The sequence below is a fragment of the Dyadobacter arcticus genome (assembly GCF_011762185.1).
GTDB classification, from domain to species: Bacteria; Bacteroidota; Bacteroidia; order Cytophagales; family Spirosomataceae; genus Dyadobacter; species Dyadobacter arcticus.
The window spans coordinates 256,134-279,650 of the sequence record NZ_JAASQJ010000002.1; the positions used below are offsets into that span (position 1 = coordinate 256,134).

Consider the following 23,517-nt stretch of genomic DNA (forward strand, 5'->3'; position numbering starts at 1 on the left):
AGGGTTAATCATAACTTTGTGTATCGGCTACCTGACGAGCAGAACCTTCTTATACATTTCCCTGCCATCTTTCAACCTAACAAGCAGCTGATAAATCCCCGATTGGTATTTTGTCAGATCCAGCCTGCCGAGATTTGTTTCGTTCCAAATCTCCCGATCCAAAATAGTTATTCCTGCATTGTTAATCAACTTAAACCCTGAAATGATCCCCGATGCTCGGATGGTAAGAATGTCAGTGGCCGGGCTTGGGTATGCTGTAATTTCGAGATCGGCGATTCCCAGTTGCGCGGAAACAATCTTACTGTATGCATAAGTGCCATCCAGGTCCAACATTTTCAGTCGGTAATATTGTGTCGCACCGGAGCGTACCGATTGATCTGCAAAAAGGTATTTGCCTGATGCATCTTTTGTATCTGGCTTAATGGTAGCAAGATAGGCGAATGCCTTTTTAGGATCTTCCGTTCTTTCCAGCTCAAAATGATCAAAATCCACTTCCTGGCTTGTCGACCAGCGTATTTCGATAGCGCTGTTTTCAACTGCACGCGCAGCCATGGATGTTAATGTCACTGGAAGTGAGGAAGAACTCCCGGTCACAAAAAACCCGCTGAAACCATTCACATTAAAAGTGACTTCCCAACGGGAATAGGCGCTGTTCCAAACAATGTTTTCGTTGGCAGGATGGAAAGGCGGAACCGATGTACCAGAATAACTGCCCACAGCACCCGTTTCGGACGTACCATGAAACTGATTGATGTACAGATTGGACTTGTTTCCCGACGGTCCAGACGGTAATAGTTCGCTTCCTGCACGGGTATTGTATTCTGTAAATTCCTGTTGTAAAAAATACAACGTTATCGTTGCAGTAGCCGTCTCGGCACCTGAGACAGGCGACAGGTCGTAATGCCTGGTAACATATGGATGCGAAGCGGGAACAGTTTCATCAATGTATACTTTCGCATTCAGATCTCCTGACACAGGAGATGCTCCCGATGGTAAAATCCGAGCCACCACGCGGCAGTCGGTAGCATAAAGATCATCGGCCCCGAAGCTCAGTGGGTGTGAAACTTCATCGCCTGCAATGGCAAGTACCGTTGCTAATACAGTTACTGTTTGCGTAGCAGTTGCAGTGTTGCCGTTCACGTCTGTCGCTGTCCAGATAACCGTTGTGACGCCAATCGGATAAACACCCGGCCCATCGTTTGTGGTAGATGCTACGCCACAATTGTCTCCCGATGTTGCCATGCCGATGATTACACCCGCAGCATTGCACCCGTTATTGTTAGTGGTCACAATGTTGGCAGGCGCTGTGATTGTAGGTAGCTCGGTATCCGAAACAATCACAGTTTGTGTGGCTGTAGATTCATTACCAGAGAGATCCGTAAAAGTCCAGCTGACCGTGAAAGTCCCTTGATCCGTGTAAGAAGTTGGATCGCTGGTGGTTCCCGGAACAGGACCGCCGCAATTGTCCGAGGTGGTTGGTGAAGGCACCGTTGCAGAGCAAATGCCATGGACAATTGGCAACGAAGGCACATTGGGAGCAGTTACGTCTTTTGCGGTAAGTGTGACGGTCTGCACGTCTGTCAAACCGGCCGCATCCGTTGCGGTAATAGTCACCTCTATCGTCTCATTTCGGCTTGCTGGCGTGGTAGAGCCGGCAAGCGGGCTTTGTGTAATCACCGTTCCCGCACAGTTATCAATCGCTGATGACGAGCTTACCAAATCAGGAATTGTAATTGCGCAGCTGGCATTAATGCTGACATTCTGGTTCGCAGCAGCAGTGAGCACCGGATTTTGATTATCCGTTACCGTTATATTAAATGTATGTATAGCGTCGGGCGAACAACCATTTGATAATGTGACGGTTACGGTAGTGATACCCTTATTGTAAGCGAGGCCGTTCCCAGTTCCGCTGCCGCTACCGGTGGTTGCCCCGGTTAGTGCGTAGGATAAGGTCAATGGATGCAGAGCTGTATTACTGCCTCCTGCCTCGGCCGTGTAATTGACTGCTGCTGTGCAAAGGCCGGCATTTGTATCCGTGCTTCTGTCCGAAGGAGTAGTGGAGAAGAACGGGGACGTCAGTACCGTAACAACCGCCGAGCCTGTCAGCGATGTCGCTTCGCATTTGTTGGCATCCGTGATAGATACCAGGCTATATGTGGTGGTTGCCGATGGTGATACTGCTACACTGGTACCTGAAGCATAATCGTTTAATGTGAATTGGTCTGTTCCGTTGGTATATACCACTACAAACGGCGCTGTTCCATTGGATAAAGTAAAAACCAGCGGCGTGCTTCCTCCGGGACAAATTTCAGAGGTTCCGGAAATGACGCCTCTTGGTGGGTTTTGAAGGGTTTGGCTTTCGTAGGCTCCCATGTCCGTCTCCGCACCATTTTGTCCATCACCGTTGAAACGAGCATTGCCAAGGATGTCGGTTGCAGGGGCATCAGTGGCTGTTCCGGCGTCCACTGCGGGGGAGCAAACCAGCAATTGAATTCCATCATCTATCGTACCCAAAATATTATCCGGACCATCGGGGTCAGCTTCATTTTTGAAAAGCGGATCGGTATCCAGGTTGCCTGTGCCAGTGTAGCCGCCTTCGACGATGCTGTATGTTACGGGGGCAGGGGCTGCTGGATCCGAATTGATAATCTCGTCGCCATTGTTCCAGAATATATTGTTGGAAAAAAGTCTCAAACCCTCGGGATTTGACTCTATATACCCCTGTTCGTTTGAATGATAGTATGCGCCCCCCGACGTCGCGCTGTTGTTGTGGAAAGTGCTGTTGATCAGCTTGGCACGAGGGATTCCGGCACCCCCCACAGGGCGATCTTCAAACAATGCACCTCCCAGCTGGGTCGCGCTGTTATTCAGGAAAACATTATTTTCAATCGATAACCCTATGAGACTCATATACATGGCGCCTCCGTTTGAATTTCCCCCGGAAGCAGTATTACCATCGAAAATACAACTGCTAATGGTTCCAAATGCCAGATTTTGAATATTTATGGCACCCCCGTGGCCTCCCGCCTTGTTACTGGTAAAAGTACATTTGGAGATGTTTTGCGGGCTACTTGGATATGGCCCATTGCAGTAAACAGCGCCTGCATCGCCGCTGGCTTCATTACCCTCGAATTTGCATTGTGATATCTGAGGCGATGAGGCATTGCTAGATATCGCTCCTCCGGTAACTGCCTTATTATTGGTAAACGTGCAGCCAGTTATCATGGTCGATTCTTGCACTTGGTTCATAGCGATCGCACCTCCGCCTCTAAGCGACTCATTTCCTGTGAAACTGCAATTGGTAAAGGATTGATTGGAACCTTCGATTGCCGCGGCCCCTCCGTTATTTCCTTTATTATTTTCGAAATGGCAATTTAAAAATTGGACCTCTCCTCCTACACCAACACCCCCGCTGCCGAAGAAAGTATCGTTAGCATTGTTATTGGAGAAAGTACAGTTTTCAATTTTCGCTTTGGTATCTCCAAACGTGGCTCCTGCCGAGCCACCACTCCCCGGATCATATGATGTGTTTTCGGTAATGAGGCAATTTTTGATTGTTATCTTTTCACTCCGCGCCCGGTCAACAACAAGTCCAGCGCCATTTTCATTTCGGATAAAATTTGCCCCATAAAATGTAAGATTCCCTTCATCGCCGTTGATTCCATTTGCATACCCATTTCGGATCGTAAACCCTTCAAAAAGAATTTCAGCTTCCACATCTTGCTGGAAAATAATGGCTACGTGGTAGCTGTTATCCACTTTGTCGCCTGCTGTGCCTATGTCGCCGTCCAGATAGGTCGGGTTTGCGCCTGGGTTTGCCGTTGCGCCGTTGGTTGCCGATGCCGGATATCCTCCATATATTTTCAGGCTTTTGTTCAGTCCATCGCCTCTATAAAGCTCAAAGGACTGCCTTCTTCCAACCTGAACTCCGGTATACGCCTCGTCTGGTTTGTAAACACCTGCCGCCACATGTATTTCAACAGCGGTACCCTCGGCAACCAGATTCGCTTCGGCCAGCGCTTTGTTCAGGTTCTGAAAAGCAGAGGCCCAGGTTGTTCCAGAATTGGCGTCGCTGCCACCAGATTTTTTCACATAAAAAGTTTGAGCCTGCACACTGAGGCTTAGGAGGAGAAAAAACGCGGAGCAAATCAATCGTCCGCACATCAGGTAAAGTGTTTTCATCATGCTGGAATGTTAAGTAAGTTATAACCGGAACATTAGTCGTAAACCCTGCACAAAAGGAAACATGTTGTTCGCGAAAATTCGGAGGGCTTAACAAAAGTAGCTTTTACAAAACCGCCCCGCCTCCCATAAAAGGGGGACGGGGCGGTTGAAGTTATTAACCGGTAAAATGCGTCGCTAAGTCAAAAAATCCTCGAAAGTGAGCCATGTCTACCCTATTGACCGTGGTTCATTTTACGTCGCACCGATCGATCTTTGGTGAGACGGCCAAATAAACCTCACATTGAATGGGATGATGAAGAAAAGCCAAACCTTATTCAGTTTTCCAATGACGGAAGCATGGCTTATTCCTTAGATGGAAACGCAGTTCAAATGCCCGATTCTACTGGGACAATTCACGCGGTACGTAACAAGGTGTTACACATTTGGAAGAAAAATACAGAAGGAAATTGGAGAGTTTCGTACTGATGGTGTATCCTCAAAGAAGTAAATAAGCTTTTTTATAACATGACATCTTAACAAGATTTTGCTATGAGGGCGCAATTAAGAAATACACACAGAAAGTTTCTCAAACAGTCTGCAATGACAGCAACGATGTTCCCTCTTTTGTTTTCCTGCGGAGAGAGTTCAAGATCATCCAATTCCTCGTTTCGATCAGGACGCAATTAAAAAATTTAAAACCAGTAGAGCAATCTATAAGTCGCAGATCCGCCGTTTTGCTCGCACCGACACCCGCGTTTGCAACTAAAACCCTTCTACTCCGCGAGCAAACCCCTACTTCTTCTTGTGCTTGCTTGACCAAAGCAATCTCATGCGTATTTTTGAGGATGGATCGACTGCTCAAAACCATTCAGCACTATATTCCCCTCTCCTCAGCGGATGAAGCTATCATTGCCACTTTATTTCGCCAACAAAAACTTAGTAAAGGCGAGCATCTCCTGCAGGCTGGGCAGGTCTGCAAAAACGTCTTCTTTATGGAAAAGGGCCTGGTCCGCTATTATGCCAATATAGAGGGGGAGGAGAAAACTAGCTACTTTAACAAAGAGGGCGAATTTGTTTGTGATTACGTCAGCTTTCTCCCCCAGCAGCCCTCGAGGACTAACATTCAGGCGTTGGAAGACTCTACCGTCTATAGTATCAGCCAAACCAATATGGACGTGTTTTACCAACAAGTTGAACAGGGTGAACGATTTGGGCGGCTGGCCATTAGCGACGTTTTCGTGAGTGCTATCCACCAGATCAACTCTCTCTACACCGACATGCCCGAGTTGCGCTACCAAACCTTTCTGGCGAAGTTTCCCGAGATTGCCCAGCGCATTCCTCAATATTATATCGCCTCCTACGTGGGCATCAAGCCCCAATCCCTGAGCCGCATTCGAAAAAGAATGGCCCAGACGCATTAATTAACATAGGTGAACGAAGGGTTGTTTTTTGGTCGTGAGCTTTGTGGTCTCAATCAATCACGACAATACCACTATGAAAACAGAAAATGCACCGGCCCGCTGGGGCTGGCGGTCTGCATCCTATTGGATGATCCTGCCCATCGCGCTGGGAATTCTCTTCATCGGTCTCCGGTTTGTGCTGGCTCCCCAGATCAGTCTGGAAGATTTCGGGATACGGCCCTTGAATGATTCGGATCTTACTGTGGGCCGCATCAAGGGGATACGCGATATTTTTTCGGGATTGGCCCTTTTGGCTTTAATACTGACCCAGATGAAAAAAGCGACCGCGTATGTGTTTACGGCCGCCATCATCATCCCCTTTACGGACTGCCTGCTGATCTATTTACAGAACGGAGTGGACCTGCCCCGCCTGCTGGTCCATAGCGGAACCGCCGTATACATGGTCATTACCAGTTTTTTATTATTCAGCCCTAGTCATAATGCAACTGCCTGATGGATGCCTTCATGCTACGACAAGTGTTGCTAGTTCTGCACCTATCCGGTCTGGTACTGATGGTGGGCACCACGGTTACCGAGTTGGTGATGTTCCGCTCGTTTGTAGGCCTGTTAAAGAAGCAGGATAAAGCAGCTGTCAGTCTTTTCGGACTCATGTCGGGTCTGGGCAGGATCTTACTAGCCGGCGGGGTAGTGTTGGCGCTTTCCGGGATCGGTCTGACGATTATTAGTGGGGGCGTATATTTCCAGCAGCTATGGCTTCAAGTAAAACTGGGGCTGATTTTGCTGCTGCCGCTGAACGGGCTTCTGGTGGGCAGTCCGCGAATGAAGCAGTTAAGAAATAGCCTGCTTGCGGAGGGCGTTGGCCCTAGTTTAGGGGTGCAACCTGCGGTCACGAAGCTAACTAGGTTTCACAGCGTTCAACTCGCGGTGTTTCTAACCATTATCATCCTGGCGGTCTTTAAATTTACTTAGCCTGCGGCAATCCCAAAATCGCCATCCCCCGCCCTCAACTAGGGTGTATGACTTTCCTATTTAGCCTTTTTGATGTGTGAATGGGTAATTGGATTATGGATGACCAATCAGGAATGCGCTACGATTGATCCGTGATGGCAGGCCCCGGTCGGCAGAACATGCCAGTGGGGAATCGCGCTGGCATTTAGAATAATTGACCGAGCAAAATATGATGATGTGAACAAGGTTCTATCAGATTCAACCTTTAAAAATTTAAGGAGTGATCCCAGATGGGACAGGGCAATTGGTTCAATCAAAAGCAACAAAGAAATAAAGGAGGCAAAGTACAATTGGCACCTAATTGCAATTTTGGATACAGTCTTAGCCAACGATCAGCAATACCGATTAACCGTCAATGATACGATAAACAAGTATGGAATGAATTCCAGGCAGGTTGATGAAATGAACAGGCTAATTCTTATTGAGGATAGTATTAATCTTCCGATAGTCACTGGGTTACTCAATGACTTTGGTTGGCCCGGTTCAGAGATAATTGCACAGCATGGAAATACAATATTCCTTGTTCTCCAACATTCCGACCTAGCCACACAACAAAAATACCTCCCATTAATGAGAGACGCAGTAAAGCGTGATGCTGCCGAAAACAGCTCTTTAGCACTACTCGAAGACCGGGTAGCATTAGGTCAAGGTAGATGCCAGATCTATGGCAGTCAAATCGGGTTCGACGAAAACACAAATAGCTACTATGTGTTGCCCTTGACGGATCCGGATCACGTTGATGAAAGAAGGAAAGAGGCTGGCCTAGGTACTCTAGGAGAATATGTCGCTTAGTGCTACGTGGAGATTTTATATTGAAGACCATCCGAGTTCTAGTCGGTTTTTATTGTCAAATTTCGCCTACTTTATTTATTATTACGTAGTGCTAAAAAAAAGTAAGGCAGGTCGTACGGCAATGCGGATCCTCCTGCTAGGCGACTAACGTAATTGTTGACATTAATGGGCGGGATATCTTATGTATTCGATTCGACGACAGTGTTACCAAGTGCAAATATGCACTGAGGTATTAGTTATTTTTTTAATTGTCCTTTTAATATCATCTTGTTCGAATGATGTAGCAAAGGACTGTACCACAATTAAAAACCCGTTTTATTTGCACTCAGAAAGATATGTGCTGAAATTTCTTGTTCAATTTCGGACATTTAAAACAATGATCGCCCACAACTACAAAGTGGGGTGAATGATTGTGCAACCTCTATCTTTACAAAGTGCGACTAAGATCAAAGGCTTGTTACAAAACCATAGAATAATTGTCTCACGAAACCCTCGATCGTGAGACGCGGTCTCATCATCTTCTAGACCTTGTCTCTCCGATCGCAGCTACGCTGGGGTTACCACCCCGACCTGTCGACAAAGACAACAGCATTAAAAGCAGCAAAGCAGCCAAGGCCTCCCTGAATGTTGGTATAAACCGGCGTAGGCTCGGTGAACTTGTTGTCTTCTTTATAGTTAGCAGTTGAGCGCAAAAACTGATAATAATGCTCGTCCATATTTATCACTTCAATATGTACTTCGCTGATCCTAGCCTCATTATCAAAGGAACGCTCTACATTGTTTTTGTCCCGGTAAACTATCGTGTCCCTCTTTTCGAAAAACATATTCAATTCTGGGCCGACAAAAATTGATCCGTCAAGGTTGGCATCGTTGAATAAATTATCAATTGGGGGGAAGAATGATATTTCAACCCATCCCCTTTGCAGGACAGGTCCAACATCTCCAGTTATCGGGTCAGACCATAATTGCTTGGCCCCATAATCGATGAAACCTCTGGTCGAGTAATAATTATTTTCCCCTTTGATATCCTCCCATGATGACCTGACCCGCAGGCCCAAATAATGATTAAACTGAGTACCAGAAACATCTTCAATCAATACATTTTTAATCTTTGGCACATTCGCCGGAACCGTACAGGTAGCCTTGACATATCGCTTTCCATCATTGACCGTCAGCGTATAAGTTTGCCCGGCTAATATTTTAAATGCACTGCTATCGACGGCGTATAACGAAGTAGAATCGCGGCGCCGGATCCTGATCTGACCCGCATTGCCGGAAAGCACCACTTCTGCATTAGTGATGTAAACAGGATTGTAAGATGCAGGCCCCAACAACGGTTGCGACTCGCTTACAATAACACTGATGATGGCTGATTGCGGTGAGATATAGCAAGAAACGACCAGTTTTGATTCAATTTTTGGCAATTTGCTCTCATCAAGGTCTTCTATCAAACCATCACAGCCACAGAACAACAGGGCGGAAATCGTTATAATCCAAATATTGATATGCCTCATCGCGCTTAGAATTTGAAGTTATAAGTGACGGACGGCAGTATCGGGAATAGGGAATACCTGGTCAGCACGTTGGTAAGTATACTTGTGTCTTTTGGGTCTGGTTTGCCCCGAATTTCATAGAAAAACGGGTTTTTGCGACTGTAAGCGTTGTACACGCCCAGCTCCCATGTCTGCTCGAACCGCTTTTTTTTCTTGTGATACTGAATGGCCAGATCTGCCCGATGGTATGCTTCCGCCCGAAACGAATTTTTTTTTCCATACTCGGTATTTAGGTTTCCATAGCTGTAAGGCCGGAGCAAAAAGCTGTTTTCGAAAGTGGAGAAGCGCGAAATCGGTAGCGTAAGTGCATTGCCTGTGCCGTAAACCCAGGTTGCTGAAAGTGTGATGCGTTTATTCAATTCAAAAATCCCGACTACCGAAATGTCGTGCCGCCGGTCGTAACGTGGGTAGAACGTCCGGCCAAAGTTCAGGTCAGCAAATTTCCATTTCGTCCAGGAAAGTGTGTAACCGATCCAGCCGGAAAGTCTGCCTGCTTTCTTTTGCACCATGAATTCCGCGCCGTAAGACCAGCCCTTTCCGATTGTCACATTGTCTTCCCAATCCAGCTCGTTTGCATTGGCACCATCCAATCTGATAAATGATGCGCCTTCCTTGTAACTGATAATGTTGTTCATTTTTTTATAGTACCCTTCCAGGGTTACCGTCAGGCCCTGTTTTTCCAGGTCTTTTGCAAGTCCCAGCGCTACCTGGCCCGACTGCTGCGGTGGAATGCTGTCGGTGGTAGGCACCCAAAGGTCCGTCGGCAACCCCATTCCTGTATTGCTCAGCAGGTGTACATATTGGTTCATTCTGGCGTATGAAGCCTTGACGGAAAGATCTTCGCCGATTTTCAGCGCCGCAGAAGCCCGGGGTTCCGGTCTTAGATAGGTCTTGGATTGTGTATTAAAAACACTCAGGCGAAACCCGCCATTGATTTTCAGTCTGGTAAAAGGCTGCCAGGTGTCTTCAATGTATGCACCGGCCTCAATAGTATTGATGGGCGTGGTACGGATGTCGATATCACCAATAAGATTTTCATCTTTGACCACCAGGGCTGATGGGACAAACCGGTGGGAGGTTGCCTGCGCCCCAAATTTAATCTTATGCTTTGCGTTCGGATAAAAATCGAAATCCATTTTTAAGCTGTAATCGCGGATCAGACTGTTGTAGTCCAGCGTTGCTTCATCCTCAACCTTACCCAGCGAATCAAGCGTTTTATCACTTGAAGAAATCCTGAAATTGAAACGGCTGTAAATCAGTGAAGTGTTTACAAAAAGTTTGTTGCTGATCAAGTGGTTCCAGCGCAGGGTGGCCGTCGAATTGCCCCAGTCGAGTGCGGAACGGTTGTCTTGGCGATCGTACTTTTCACGCAGGCCATACCTGTCTTTTCCAAAATATCCGCTCAAATACAGCTTATCTTTTTTACCAAAATCATAATTGACCTTCGCATTTACGTCATAGAAAAAATACCTGGGTTTTGCGCTGGTGTAATTGGCCGACTGTTGATTCTGTACCAGCAATCCTGCCAGCGCATCAACGTATGTCCGCCGGGCTGAAATCAGAAAGGAAGCTTTATTTTTAACCAGGGGCCCCTCCAATGTAAGCCGTGACGATAACAGTCCGATCCCGCCTTCACCATGCAATTTTTCTTTACTGCCTTCTTTCATGTTCATCTCTACTACCGAAGACAGCCGCCCTCCGTACCGCGCTGGAAAACCCCCCTTGGTCAGCTCCACACTTTTGAGGGCATCGCTGTTGAAAACAGAAAAAAACCCGAATAAATGGCTCGCATTGTAAACCACCGCATCGTCGAGAATAATCAGGTTTTGCTCCGGGCCACCTCCCCGTACATATAATCCCGTTTGCCCCTCGCTACCTTTTTGCACGCCGGGCATCAGCTGCAATACACGGATCGCATCTTTTTCACCGAAAAAAGAAGGAATTTTCTTGATCTGACTGATTGGCACCTCAATCTTGCTCATTTGCACCGCCCCGCTCATCTTTTCTCCCTCCCGCCGCGCCGAAACCGTTACTTCTTCCAGCTGCGTAAACGGCGAAATGGCCACATTTAGTTGCTTGTCTGCCGAGCCAGGGATTTGAATTTCAATCCGTTCATACCCGACAAATGAATAGGAAACCCTGAGGGAATCTTTTTTCGCGGCCGAAATCGAATAAAAGCCGTAAGTATTGGTGACCGTCCCGATGCCCATATTCCCCAAGTAAACATTAACCCCCGGCAGCGATTCCAGGCTGCCTATCTCCCGCACAAATCCGCTGATCGTGACATTGCCGCCCTGGGGAAAAGCCTGTACCCAAAAAAAAAGCAAAAGCGTAATCAGATAAATGTTTTTCATACCAACTGGGCTAGGTGACCTATCAAATGTAACCGATGGTTGGATAACTTGGATTTTATATCTGTATTATCGCAATGAATGAAATGTTATTATACGGTCACAAGTACACACGAAAAGGCACTTCTGCCCAAAAGAAGGTACTTCTGCCCGAAAAAAGAATTGCTTTAAAAGTTGAAAGTTAATTATAAACCGAGAAAAAAGCCGTCTACGCGACATTGGAGCCATATTCCTTTCTTTCTTATACGCTTGCTAAGCTTTTTGATGGTATTTTGTTTATCAATACTACGACGCGGGCGCGGCCAAATCCATCAGTCCAGGATGTTTCTGCAACAGGCGGTAAGTAAGCGCCTGCGCCGAAAAACGGTGGTGCCGGCTATTAGTGTCAATCAAAGTCTGGCTTTTTAAGCCAGATGAATACACGTTTAGAATTAGTGAGAATTCATATGATTACACCGCAATGACCCTGAACATAGACGAAAGGCAAATCGATTTAGCGCTGCAACTATCATTTCATCGCATGCCATGCAAGTTGACTTGTCAGGAAGTAAAGGTCTTGTAAAACAAATAATTAGACAAAATATTAAGGAATACCCATTTTTCACTTCCCATATATGAAAAACAAAACCCGCTCATTAACGATCTTCCTACCAATATTTTGGTTATCAATTCAGCCCATGCTGGCGCAAACATGTAACTCAGGTAAGCTCGATTCGACCGTCGCTGCCTTCCTAAAAAGATTTCCTGCCGATGATCGAACGCCTGAAGAATTACGAAAAACCATCAATTTTGAATACGAGCGAAAAGGTGGACCACCCGCCACTCCTTATCCTCAAACCGATGTAGAATGCCTTAAAATTACGGCAGACAGTATCCCAATCCTAGTGTTTAATCCATTACATGTCATCTTTGCTATAGAAACATATGCCACCAAGCAGGATTATCACAAAACAGAGCTATCACCTGTCCGCTCAAAAGACTTAGCCAATCTTCCACCCGCGGTAATTTTGACAGCTGAGTTTGACCCTTTGCGAGACCAAGGTGCGGCCTATGCAGACTCACTTAGAAAATCGAAAGTGAAAGTATGGTATGCCTGTTATCCCGGGCAAATTCATGTTTTTATCGGCGCATCCGGAGAAATTAATAGTGCAATCACCACCTTAATCCGACACGCCATGGAGGAGCAATTGGTCCGTAATTGAGACCCTATTAAATGGTTTATACAATCAGATCTGAAGTAAACGAAGCTCATTGACTTTCGAGTTATCATATCGCCTGTTATTCAACAAAACACGTGTACTCTCTATTGTCATTAAACAGTAACTTCTCCTTTCAGAAAAATCGGAACTTATGATAAATAGCGAAAAACATGAGACCATCTACAGGAAGATTATTAATTCCCCTGAACAAAAGGTCCGCCAGTTTCGCCCCAACCCCATGTAGGCATTGGTTCCTCAGAAGCCATGGGATTATTAACTAATTGAGAATTGATTACAGCGATTCGCGTTCCCCATTCTAAATAGCCTACGAATGCCGACCGGAATTCAGGGTCGGATTTTAGGGCCAATTCATCGGCAGTAAGTAGTAACAATTGAACCCATCGCTGACGTTGCTCTTCATTCAACATTTTGCCTATGTGATGGCCAATCATAATTGCATGAGAACCCCTGTCTTCGCTGGTATATAAGCTGGGTCCCCCAAAGACTTGCGCGACAAAATGCGCAACATGCTTAATGTGTTGCGACGACATATCTTTAAAGACCCCACCTAGTAAATTATCTTTTAAAACCTGATAGTAAAAGCTCTCGAACAAGATCTCAAAGGTTTGAATATCACCAGCCCATTGGTACAATGTTGGATTTGTTTTCATCTTTTATTTCTTTTTACGTTCGTTAATTTGTAATGGCGCATCTCCATAATATCGTTAAAAAAAGGTTTTATACTGGCGAAAAATTCAGGAAAATCTTTGCTCTTTCTAAATCCATTCAAATGTTCCTTCGTTGACGTCCATTCAATGCGTAAAATAAATTGCCCCACTTCTTCTTCACATTCACTTAATTCGTAAGCCACGCAATACTCCGAAGCATCCAATTGCTCCGAGGCTTTTTCATAGGATTGAATAAAGACTTCTATCTGCTCCGGTGTTATGTTATAACGGATATATTCTACTGTCATAATATTCTTTAGAAAGTTGAAGATTCTACCAAACTGCAATTATTCTCGAAAAGCCTCCTGTCGCCAAGCCAATTTTGGGCGCACCGACAATAATAGTAGCGCCTGTCTTAGGAATTTTACTAAGGTTCGCAACGCATTCCACCGCCCATTTACCCGCTGCAAAAAGTGTCTTATGCCCAGTATAGTCTCCATCAATACCAGGGTCGAATGATAACACATCTACGCCGATGCCCGCTATATTCCGGTTGGCGAGTAAATACTTTATCGCCGGATCTGAAAAACCCGGAAAGTGCTTTACCTGATTACGATCTAATCCCACAAACAAGCTGTCTTTTAAGTGTTCCTCCCAACCTGAATACATCATAACGCATGCACGGTCTGGTATTTTCCCATACTGTTTTTCGAAATTTCTGATATCATCCACCGTGAGCTCTGCATCCCTGTTATGAGAAGCTCTTTCCTTGATATCAATAACTACAACAGGCACTATCAAATCTTTCAAATCTATCTGGTCAAGCGACTTTTGATTATCCACAAAATGGTTTGGTGCATCGGTATGTGTTCCCAAATGTTCGTGAATCTTCCAGGAGTTGGCGGCCACCCCATTTTTGCTCAGCGTTGCCATTGAAATAAGCTCGAACGGATAAGTAAGCCCTTTGACAGGAATGTAGGGAAAGTCGGATGTCAATGTATGCGTTAAATCAACAATATGGTCTAGATGAAGAATGCGACCATTGTTGGTCAGTGGCTTATTCACACATCCTGTAAATATGATCGTAAAGCACAGGGCTAAAACAAGATATTTTTTTCTGTTTGGATTATTTTGAAACATGTTCTTATAAATGTAGATCAAATTTATTTGCCTATTCTTGTAAGCGGTAACCCTAGTAACTTTGGTCTTTTTGCCTCTTCGCACATGCCACCACTAAGGGGTCTTGCTCCTAAATAAAGTGTATTGCCCGTAATGCTTACCAAATCAAATTCTTGCGGGCAAACGGCATTAGAAACGAAAAAGGCACATCCTGTATCGGTAATATCCTTCTCCATTAAATAAATAAGATCGCATTTATCAAATCCGTATTTATGAATTAAAGAAGTATCCTTTGTTTTTAATGTGATGTATTTTTTATCAAAACCAAATACCGCCTCTTCTGCGTTGCTTATGGCACCTGATTTGCCGCCAATAGTATATTTTCCAACTGCCCGGAAAGTGAAAACCGGAAAGTTCAAAGAACTATCTAGATATACCGAAGCTCTTACCTCCCAGGATTCTTTACCAAGTGTAAACTGTCTTGTACCAAAACCACCCGCAGCAGTATTTTCAGGGCTTTCACTTACCCACTTTCCAATAATTTGCTTTTGAGACAAACAGGAGCTAATTAAAAAAATCACTGAAATAAATGTTATCAAAATACTTTTACTCATCGCATTTAATTTTTAATAATAAGTGAATGATGTGTGTTAAAAATTGCCAATTGTTAAACCGAAAGTCCAGAATAGATCGTAGGGCTTTAATCCCCTGATCCTTATGTTTTCGTAAGAATATCGAAAGCCTGTTCTGAAACTGACATTTTTATTAAAAGGGATCTCCAAAATTTCTTCATTGTAAATCCGGAAATTTCGATCATCCTCTACCGATTGCTGCCACCAAAACTCATACGACAACCTCATTTTATTTTCGAAGATCCTTTGCATACCGAACAGTCTTCCCGTTATCCGCGCTGTAGTAATAATTTTCGATAGGGTGTCGGACAGATTTTCAAATTTTGTTCCGCCAAACCGGGTGTATTCATATGTACCCGTTGCGGACAAGCGCGCTAGAATACCTTTTTTTGATGGAATAGTATAAGAAATACCTGGCCCAAGTTGGTAGCGCAATTTGATTTTTCTTCTATAATTTGTTTCAGCAATCCCCATCAGGTAGGGATAAATCTTTTTTTGTGGCTTGAAGTATCCAAAATTATACGAAATGAAATCATCCTCAGTTTTAACATGCTTGGTGGTACCGTATTGATAATCATTTCGCGAACTCATTCCCCACAATTCGTCGGCGTATGCCACTTCCAGCCTATTCACCAATGATAACCTTGCAACGTTCCCATCCAAAAAGGAACCTGTAGCTGATAATTTCGACTGCCAGGCCAAAGTGTCCTTCCTATTGAGTTGTGCGCTTGTCTTTGTTGCCGATAAACTCAATAAAACAATACTGATCATTAAGTCAACCTTTTTTACTCCCACCATATTATTGGCCTAATGCCTGGATCAAGACATCAGCAGTTTCACTTGCGCTGAAGTTTTGCTGCCCTGTTATCAGATTTCCGTCTCGAATGGCAAAGCCTTTCCACAATCCCGCCTGAATAAAATTTGCACCTATTTTTCGCAGCTCATCCTCAATGCGCCACGGCATAAGGCTTTGTCCGGCAGGAAGCAAATTCATTCCCCATATTGCATTATCCGTAAAATCTTCTTCCACGTTGGCAAAACCGGTCACTGTCTTTCCTTTTGCCAGATACTCACCCCCAGAGAGGCGGGCGTATTTGAGAATTGCCACGCCATGACATAGTGCACAGGTAATTTTTCCACTTTCATAAAATTCAACAAACTTTTTTATCGTGTCTGTGGCTTTCTCGATGGTAAACATGGGGCCTTGCCCACCGACAATTAAGATTGCATCAAAAGTGTCCGCATCAATATTTTTGGCGGCTGGGGTATCCTCCAACAGTTTCACAAAGCTTGGGTCGTGTATGTATCCCAGGCTAATAACATCTTCGGCTTGCCATCGTGATATATCTTCGGGATTACTCATCGCATCTGCCTGGCATTTTCCACCAAAATAACTAAAGATCTCAACCTCGTATCCCATTTCTGTAAATTTGAAATAAGGGTGGGTCAACTCGGACCACCAAAAGCCGACAGGCAGGCCGGTGGTGGTGGATATACCAGGGTTTGATACGACTAACGCAACCCTTTTAGGTCTTGCTAACTTAACCGTGTTTAAATTTTTGTGCCCCATATCGCTTATTGACTAGATTAGGTAATTTGATTATCTGCCAAAAGTGTGAAGTATATATGATAGAAAGACCTATACTACTTTTAAGTGTGATACTATCTTTTTGGATAGTTAGGGGATGGGTTCCTGATTATTAATAATATCTTTATGTCAACAAACCTCTCAACGATGCCTGATTTTATTTATGACAACAGACTGTATTACAACCCCATGGAGTTTGCCTTGCACTTTATTGGCGGCACGTGGAAAATGCCGATACTCTGGAGGCTAAATAAAAAAATGATGCGTTACAGTGAACTTAAAAAAACACTGCCGCATATTACACACAAAATGCTTTCATCTCAATTGCGTGAGTTGGAGGGATATGGCTTAATAGAACGAAAAGCATATCCCGTCGTTCCTCCAAAGGTAGAATATACTATAACAGACAAGGGTAGGGACGTTATTCCAGTTATTGAAACCATAAGTCAATATGGTTATACGATAATGAAGGAAAAAGGTATTTCAATAGAGGGACACAAGGCAGAGAAAGTGCAGGTTAATAAGAATAATTAAGGGTCACTACTATAACGAGTCTGGCCAGATTGCAATCATAATCAGCGGTTAACTGATAATTTCGCATCAACTGAGGTTGCGATCAGCTGATATGAACTGGTAAGCCATCCGGATCTCTCGTTTTCAGTGCTGGTGACAACCATGTTAAACATCCTTCGCTCAAAATGGTCTGAGCCCAGAAAACCAGCGATGCAATACTTCCAGATATTTTCGAGGGGGTCATGAAATACGTTTTGCTCCCGCTCTTCGGGCGTGTTTGAAGTGTTGAAAACAAAAAAGTGCTTTAATTTTAAAAGTTTGACGGGTTCACCTTCGCCTTTATCATTAAAACCGTAACCAACATTTAGACGGATTACCCTGTCTATCCAACCTTTCATCATTGCAGGTGGGGATCCCCACCAATTTGGATGGATAACAATCAGGATATCCGCCGCTAGCAGCGCATCGCAATATGGGCGGATATCTTCGCTAAAATAGTTAATATCCAGCAACTCATTCTCTTTTAGTATCGGATCAAAACCCTCTCTGTAAAGGTCCTGCAAAACTACTTCATGCTTTTCATTTAATTGTTTGGCCAGGTAATAAGCCAGCGCGGCGTTTAAACTCTCCTTTTTGGGGTGAGCAAGCACAATTAATATATTCATTTGCGATTACCTTCAATTTTATTTTCTGCCTCTCAGGTCGGTGTTTTTCCGGTAATTAAGTCCCGTTCAATAATTCAGGGAAGCCGGCATTGTTAGTTTTGGCACAGAACACTTGCCTGGCGGGCTACTAATAACCATTTCCCGGTCGTGTTCATCCATACATTTGTAAACCGACGGTTTATCGTTTTGCCGGCATCAGCTGATTTGCCACTTGGCACAACCGTTTCCGCTCCCATTACGATCACTGTCTGGCCATGAATTCATCCAAACTTGATTCCCCAATCCCTCATTGAAAAAATAATCGGGCGCAGTGTAAGACCCTTGGCTGTGAGGGAATACTCCACGCGAGGTGGAACTTCCGGGAAAGCTTTTCGGAGAATGATGCCGTCATTTTCCAACTCCTTTAATTGTTCGGCGAGTGTTTTTTTACTGATACCATCAATTAATTTATGAATATGGGAGAATCGGCAAATATCATAACTGATAAGATACAGGATGATGACTTTCCATTTTCCCCCAATAATTCCAATCGTCGTCGACACCGGGCACGTTCCTATCGCCAGGAAACTTTCCTTCATTTCTGCTGGCATCTCCAAATTATTTTCAGTCATATCAAATTTTATTTATCTGACTATCACCATAAGTAACTTTTTTGTGACCAGGAGGTGTTATGGTAACCCATTTGTATTGGCCATCAACGCGACTAAATTTCGATAAATAACTTTATATAGTTGCACCATGATCCCCAACAATTCACTTCTTTTATTCAAAAACATATCCAGGCAAATCGTTCCATCTGAAATTATTACCTCATTTGGGAAACCATCCTTTATTGAAAATATTGCTATTGACGACAAGGGTTCAATATTTATTACTTCCCTAGAGGAAGGCGCTGTCTACAAAATTTCAGCAAACAAAACCAAAGAAAAGTACAGTCAGATCGATGGAAAACTTGCCGGCATTGTCCACATAAGGCAAAACGAGTTTTTATGCAATGGATGGGATGACCAGGGAGTTCCCACCATTTACCTTCTTAATCAACAGCGTCAGCTTGTTGCTGTCAATCAACCGGCGGGAGCGATGTTTCTTAACGGCATCACACGATTGTCTAATACTACCTTCTTAATGTGTGATTCATATTTAGGTGTTGTATGGAAATATGATTTGACTACAAATACCTCAGAAATTTGGGCCGATAACCCACTGTTGGCCAGGGCCGATGATAATAGCTCATTGCCGGCGGCCAATGGCATTAAGATATTCAATAATCAAGTTTTCATTTCCAATACAGAACGACACCTGCTATTGACAATTGACCTGGTTGGCGATAACGCCGGCCCGGTTAAAATCGATCTTGAAAATGTCAACTTCGATGATTTTGCTATCGATTTAGATGGAACGATCTATGCGACAACCCACATTTACAATAGCGTCGTAAAAATTAGTCCTCAAAAACAAATACTATTGATCGCTGACGAATCAAGTGGTGTGACAGGCTCAACGGCGATTGCCTTCGGCCGGACACCAGCAGATAAGAATTCCCTCTACGTGACAACGAACGGCGGTATGTCGCTTCCGCTACCCAGTGGGTTAGAAGATGCGAATGTTGTAAAGCTTTTCCTTGATCATCATAATTGATGGATGCGACCAACGCCTTAAAGGTGATTACAATTATAAGAGTCACGCCAAAGGAAGGATGCAGGGCGGCCGTAATAGACTGGTTCAAGAGCATGGCATATGCTGCATCACAATTTGACGGCTATGTTAGTGGGAGTGTATTCGAAACCACAAATGACAATTTCCATCAAGAATTACTTAATGTATTTACCTTTGACTCACCATTAAATCTTGATGTTTGGGAAAAATCGGAACAGCGTCGCCAGTACGTTTCAATGGGGGAAAAATTATTTTTAGAAACTGAACGTAGACGCCTCAGTGGAATGGATTTCCTGGTTTATCAACACAGTCCAAACAACCCGAAGACGCCAGTCCGATGGAAAATTGTACTAATAACCAGCCTCACGATCTATGTTATTATCCATACAATCCTAGCTTGGGGTCATACGGTTTTCCTGCGAATCAACCTACCAGACTGGATTTGGGGAGTCTTAAGTGTAATGATTATGGGAATTTTAATGACGTATGTTTTAATGCCGGCCATAACAAGAATATTTTCCCGATGGTTATATTCGGCCCCGAATTAACTCTAAAGATTGTCCTAGCTGGTTTAGGTTTAACGAAACGTCCGAAAATTGTGGCCGAACTGGAGTGGATAAGCGAGTGCGTGCAGTCTCACGTTCGAGGGTTTTGTGAGACAAATTGCAGCATTATAAACAATAAAGCCCTCAATCAGAGGGCATCACCAAATTTTACTTTTGTTTTTTCTTAGAATAAGGTATAAACTCTTGGTTATAACAGGCATTAGGTGTTTTAAAAATACCTTTTTCAAATGCTTTTTTACGTAGTTCAGGTAACTTCTTAAATCTTTCCTTACGTAGTCTATCCACCTTTTGGAGAGACATAAAATCATAAGTAACATTGTCCATCAAAATAACTTCGACCTCGTTACATTTATCTTCAAGATTTATATTCGTAAACTCCAATCCAAGAACAGCAAATATTATTTTTGCTCTAAAGCAGGAATATTTATTTGAAAATAACCATTTACATCAGACTTGCCCACTTCAATCGTATCATTAATCAAAATCGAAGCAAATGGCAAATTTTCTAAATTTTCAGCAATTATTTTTCCATTGATTAGTTTTCCTTGAGAATAAAGACTACCAATTGAAACCAATATTACAATACTAGTAATTACTAATTTCTTCATTTGGCTACCCTTAGATTTTCTCTTTTTTTTTAACCTCTGTCAGCTAATTATACTTGTTGAAAAGGCGACGTATACGCCAGCAGGTCCAATTGTGAGCGTAACAATGGTTCCACCTATGGGCTGGTAAAAGCACGATCGCGACCGGTCTGGAAGCGAAGCTCAATGAAAACGGATTTTTCATCGAAACTTCTGCAGTCAACCGCATCACTATTTATCAAATATTTCTTGCCGGCACGATATCTGCCGGACACAATGCGAAAAAACAGCTGCAATGATGGAAAAGAAAAAGCGCTTTAATTTTTTGATAAAACTGGCGGCCGTTTCGCTCGATATTGTCAGTTCAATACGACTAGCCTTTTTATGAAAATCAGCTACTTGCCTAAGATTCTCTTGAAAAAACCATAGGTATGGATGATGGAGAGCCAGGTTTTCCGCTTCGTCGTATCAATGAAATTGGCGCGGGAGACGTAGCTTGAAAACTTAATTGGCCCGTAGTTTTTTTCAATATATTCCTGGGCATTTTCTTCGGATCGCGCATATAAGTTGCGATTGTCGTTCGCTTGGGTACCGCTGCTTGTGCTATCAAATGGGGCGTGTTTGGTATATTGTTCCAAATGGATATGTTTGAACCGGTAACCTTTTTCGTATACATCGTGTGACCAAATGGTGGCATTATCCGTACCGCCCCAGTTGCCTCCATAGCAGGCAATGTCGCCATAGGGAACGGTTTCTTTCCGGTAACTCTCCACGTTGAACATCGCGCAATACTCATTCAACCGGCATTCAGGCAACAGATGTACCCGACCGCCGTTGATGATTTCCTTTTGTAATTGCTGTCGCGGCGTAGCGTAGGCCTCTGTAATTTCCATGGCCTCCTCGTAGCTAGGGACAAATTCGTCAACTATATAGGGATTGCACTTATTTGCAAAATCTTTTCCTGCCGGGCAACTCCAGCATTGCCCGATCGAGCCTATGCCAATTAGATTTTCCGGGGCGGTCATCATTTCTTCCAGCATCGCCCCAACCATGTCGTCGTGAAACAGCATATCGTTGTGCATGATGCACAAATATTTTTTCTCTGTGGTTTCCAACGCATACTGGAACATAATACTTTGCCTGAACTTCGTATCCTTTTTCGCTCTTTCCGAATCCATCACACCAAGCCCAACATGGTGATGTGGATAATGGATAACGAGGCGCACATTGGGGTCGTTTCGGAAATAGTCTATGACCTTGAAGATCCCGATATAATCGTCATGAGGCTGCTTGCGTTCGCGGGAAATATATATTTTGTCGATGTGTTGTCCACTATGTCTTAAGAGCGACTTAATTGTGACAATGGTATGATAGGGTTTACCGTAGAAAGCAATGCCGACATCAACTTGCATTTTCATATTCTTATTTTAGAGTGAATCATTGAGTACCTGATTGAACGAGGGAAAATACTAGATTTGAATTTCGCTGACCTATATTTATTTGAGAATGTCATCAAAAATTTGGTAACACCTTCGTATTTTCCATTAAATATCGAAGGCTTAATGAATGCTCGCCTCCAGATTTGTGAATACTTAATAAGATCGCTATGAACATGTATTTAAAATCACGCAAATCACTGGATGGACTTTATCGACCTTTCAGTTTATCATAAGTAACTTCTGGATCATCTTTTTCCTGGGTTGATCGCTGCTGTGGGTCGAACTGTTCAACTTCGCGCATTCGGTCCAATTAGCCGGGTGGCTCACATATATTACTGGAAATCCTGATAGAGAGTTCCGAATCGCACTTGTCCTTTATGAATTGGGACTAAGTAATTAATTGGGACTAAGTAAGCTTAAAATGGATTCGCCAAGATCATTCAGCTGATCATGAATAAAGCTGCCGGTGGAAAATAGCGCTGTGCAGACTACGTATAGCAATATCAATGTTAAACCGGAAATCAACATTGTCCTTTGAGTTCCAAAAATAATTTTGAAGATTAAACACATTAAAAAATCACCCTTGTTCTTTCACCACGTTTGTCCGCTTGTTTTGATACCCAAATTGCTTTAAAGTGACCTTCAAATAAGTCTTGATAAATTGTTTCTGTATCTCCTTTGCAGTCATCCTCTCGCCTTAGCTAGAATGGAGTAAAGAGAGCCATTTAAACGATATACTTATGAGGTTTTTTTCTTGTCTCATAAAACGTCCAAAATATGCGATATGGAATGGTAGGCCGAAGGGGGCACCGTCTCACGTTCGAGCGTTTTGTGAGAATGTCCATAACTTACTATTTGAAACAGTCAGCAATTTGCATAAATGACTCATTAATTACTATTTCTTATGAGAGCCGGTTTTGCTCTGGTGCTATGTGTATACTAGCTAAACACTGCCTATATTGTTGATAAACAAAGAGTTTGCGGTGTCATTGGCATGGTAATTTGTGAATATCATTAAATTTTTGAGTTCACAGTAAATGTTGGAAATTATGAAAGCAAAAAATTCATCAAGAATCAATACTATACCCGATAGTTATACTGCGGTGACTCCTTGGTTAATTTCTGAATCCTCTGAAAAGTTAATCACATTTATGGAGGCCGTGTTTGGTGCAGAAGAAGTCCCAAATAGTAAAATTAAAAATGAAGAAGGAGTTGTCATTCACGTGGTGGTAAAAATAGGGGACGCAATGGTAATGTTGTTTGATTCCCGGGAAGGATGGAACCCTACACCTAGCTTCCTGAATGTATACGTTGATGACATTGAAAAGTCTTATGAAAAAGCATTAGATCTGGGTTCCAAATCGGTCACAGATATTACTTCACTTTGGTTCGGAGAAAAGGTTTGTAGGATACTTGACCCGTTTGGAAATCTTTGGTGGATCAACGAGCGCGTGGAAAATATCGACCCTACCGATCCAAAAGAAGCCCAAAAAAGATCTAGCACGCCAGAAGCCATTAAGAATGTTGAATATATTCAGAAGTCGCTGAATGAAGCTATGAGAATTCAACAGGAGTTTCTCGCTTAAATAAATTTTCAAA

The 23,517-nt window shown here is 43.6% G+C and carries 22 protein-coding genes; 9 read left to right on the top strand and 13 right to left on the bottom strand.

The annotated features are described in order from the left end of the window. Positions 1-27: 27 nt before the first annotated feature. Entirely contained in the window at positions 28-4,185 is a 4,158-nt protein-coding gene (locus FHS68_RS08760) for a choice-of-anchor Q domain-containing protein (RefSeq protein ID WP_167269201.1), read from the bottom strand. 824 nt (positions 4,186-5,009) lie between these two features. Between FHS68_RS08760 and FHS68_RS08765 the strand changes: the two genes are divergently transcribed. From FHS68_RS08765 to FHS68_RS08780, 4 genes are all read left to right on the top strand, one after another. Next, positions 5,010-5,585 (top strand): Crp/Fnr family transcriptional regulator, encoded by a 576-nt coding sequence (locus FHS68_RS08765; protein WP_167269203.1) that lies wholly within the window; start codon positions 5,010-5,012, stop codon positions 5,583-5,585. A gap of 73 nt (positions 5,586-5,658) precedes the next feature. Continuing rightward, positions 5,659-6,078 carry a DUF4267 domain-containing protein gene (locus FHS68_RS08770; protein ID WP_167269205.1) on the top strand — a complete coding sequence of 140 codons (420 nt, stop codon included), beginning with the start codon at positions 5,659-5,661 and terminating at the stop codon, positions 6,076-6,078. Continuing rightward, positions 6,078-6,554 carry a DUF2214 family protein gene (locus FHS68_RS08775; protein WP_167269207.1) on the top strand — a complete coding sequence of 159 codons (477 nt, stop codon included), beginning with the start codon at positions 6,078-6,080 and terminating at the stop codon, positions 6,552-6,554. The genes FHS68_RS08770 and FHS68_RS08775 overlap by 1 nt, the downstream gene beginning before the upstream one ends. Positions 6,555-6,770: 216 nt before the next feature. Continuing rightward, on the top strand, positions 6,771-7,385 hold the full coding sequence (locus FHS68_RS08780; protein WP_167269209.1) for a DUF6624 domain-containing protein: 615 nt from the start codon (positions 6,771-6,773) through the stop codon (positions 7,383-7,385). Between the two features lie 557 nt (positions 7,386-7,942). Here FHS68_RS08780 and FHS68_RS08785 read toward each other — a convergent pair. Beyond that, positions 7,943-8,899 (bottom strand): DUF4249 domain-containing protein, encoded by a 957-nt coding sequence (locus FHS68_RS08785; protein ID WP_167269211.1) that lies wholly within the window; start codon positions 8,897-8,899, stop codon positions 7,943-7,945. Positions 8,900-8,904: 5 nt separating this feature from the next. Continuing rightward, complete coding sequence (locus FHS68_RS08790; RefSeq protein ID WP_167269213.1) at positions 8,905-11,292, bottom strand: TonB-dependent receptor; 2,388 nt, start codon at positions 11,290-11,292, stop codon at positions 8,905-8,907. Positions 11,293-11,903: 611 nt separating this feature from the next. Here FHS68_RS08790 and FHS68_RS08795 point away from each other — a divergent pair. Beyond that, on the top strand, positions 11,904-12,491 hold the full coding sequence (locus FHS68_RS08795) for an alpha/beta hydrolase fold domain-containing protein (RefSeq protein ID WP_167269215.1): 588 nt from the start codon (positions 11,904-11,906) through the stop codon (positions 12,489-12,491). A 191-nt stretch (positions 12,492-12,682) separates the two neighbouring features. Here the strand turns inward: FHS68_RS08795 and FHS68_RS08800 are convergent, their stop codons facing one another. The 6 genes from FHS68_RS08800 to FHS68_RS08825 form a co-directional block, all read right to left on the bottom strand. Continuing rightward, on the bottom strand, positions 12,683-13,159 hold the full coding sequence (locus FHS68_RS08800; protein WP_167269217.1) for a group II truncated hemoglobin: 477 nt from the start codon (positions 13,157-13,159) through the stop codon (positions 12,683-12,685). Further along, complete coding sequence (locus FHS68_RS08805) at positions 13,156-13,464, bottom strand: putative quinol monooxygenase (RefSeq protein WP_167269219.1); 309 nt, start codon at positions 13,462-13,464, stop codon at positions 13,156-13,158. Before FHS68_RS08805 ends, FHS68_RS08800 begins: the two co-directional genes overlap by 4 nt. A gap of 25 nt (positions 13,465-13,489) precedes the next feature. Continuing rightward, positions 13,490-14,221, bottom strand: a complete 732-nt coding sequence (locus FHS68_RS08810; RefSeq protein ID WP_167269221.1) for a cyclase family protein — start codon at positions 14,219-14,221, stop codon at positions 13,490-13,492. A 98-nt stretch (positions 14,222-14,319) separates the two neighbouring features. Further along, entirely contained in the window at positions 14,320-14,889 is a 570-nt protein-coding gene (locus FHS68_RS08815) for a hypothetical protein (protein ID WP_167269223.1), read from the bottom strand. Positions 14,890-14,925: 36 nt separating this feature from the next. Continuing rightward, complete coding sequence (locus FHS68_RS08820; RefSeq protein WP_167269225.1) at positions 14,926-15,678, bottom strand: DUF481 domain-containing protein; 753 nt, start codon at positions 15,676-15,678, stop codon at positions 14,926-14,928. Between the two features lie 28 nt (positions 15,679-15,706). Then, the gene (locus tag FHS68_RS08825) at positions 15,707-16,477 is read right to left on the bottom strand and encodes a type 1 glutamine amidotransferase domain-containing protein (RefSeq protein WP_167269227.1); all 771 of its coding nucleotides are present in this window, start codon (positions 16,475-16,477) and stop codon (positions 15,707-15,709) included. 165 nt (positions 16,478-16,642) lie between these two features. Between FHS68_RS08825 and FHS68_RS08830 the strand changes: the two genes are divergently transcribed. Then, positions 16,643-17,029, top strand: coding sequence for a winged helix-turn-helix transcriptional regulator (locus tag FHS68_RS08830; RefSeq protein WP_167270839.1), 387 nt, complete (start codon positions 16,643-16,645; stop codon positions 17,027-17,029). Between the two features lie 41 nt (positions 17,030-17,070). Here the strand turns inward: FHS68_RS08830 and FHS68_RS08835 are convergent, their stop codons facing one another. Both FHS68_RS08835 and FHS68_RS08840 read right to left on the bottom strand, forming a co-directional pair. Further along, positions 17,071-17,673, bottom strand: a complete 603-nt coding sequence (locus tag FHS68_RS08835; RefSeq protein ID WP_167269229.1) for an NAD(P)H-dependent oxidoreductase — start codon at positions 17,671-17,673, stop codon at positions 17,071-17,073. Between the two features lie 260 nt (positions 17,674-17,933). Further along, a complete protein-coding gene (locus tag FHS68_RS08840; protein ID WP_229211825.1) occupies positions 17,934-18,284 on the bottom strand; it encodes a winged helix-turn-helix transcriptional regulator in 351 nt (116 codons plus the stop codon). Between the two features lie 127 nt (positions 18,285-18,411). Here FHS68_RS08840 and FHS68_RS08845 point away from each other — a divergent pair, with 127 nt between their 5' ends. Together FHS68_RS08845 and FHS68_RS08850 are read left to right on the top strand one after the other, a co-directional pair. Beyond that, a complete protein-coding gene (locus tag FHS68_RS08845; RefSeq protein ID WP_167269231.1) occupies positions 18,412-19,311 on the top strand; it encodes an SMP-30/gluconolactonase/LRE family protein in 900 nt (299 codons plus the stop codon). Further along, a complete protein-coding gene (locus tag FHS68_RS08850; protein WP_167269233.1) occupies positions 19,311-19,877 on the top strand; it encodes a putative antibiotic biosynthesis monooxygenase in 567 nt (188 codons plus the stop codon). The genes FHS68_RS08845 and FHS68_RS08850 overlap by 1 nt, the downstream gene beginning before the upstream one ends. Positions 19,878-20,293: 416 nt before the next feature. Here FHS68_RS08850 and FHS68_RS08855 read toward each other — a convergent pair whose 3' ends face one another. Both FHS68_RS08855 and FHS68_RS08860 read right to left on the bottom strand, forming a co-directional pair. Beyond that, positions 20,294-20,503 carry a hypothetical protein gene (locus FHS68_RS08855; protein WP_167269235.1) on the bottom strand — a complete coding sequence of 70 codons (210 nt, stop codon included), beginning with the start codon at positions 20,501-20,503 and terminating at the stop codon, positions 20,294-20,296. A 371-nt stretch (positions 20,504-20,874) separates the two neighbouring features. Beyond that, positions 20,875-21,897, bottom strand: a complete 1,023-nt coding sequence (locus FHS68_RS08860) for a hypothetical protein (protein WP_167269237.1) — start codon at positions 21,895-21,897, stop codon at positions 20,875-20,877. Between the two features lie 1,070 nt (positions 21,898-22,967). Here FHS68_RS08860 and FHS68_RS08865 point away from each other — a divergent pair. After that, complete coding sequence (locus FHS68_RS08865) at positions 22,968-23,504, top strand: VOC family protein (RefSeq protein WP_167269239.1); 537 nt, start codon at positions 22,968-22,970, stop codon at positions 23,502-23,504. The last annotated feature ends 13 nt before the right edge of the window (positions 23,505-23,517 follow it).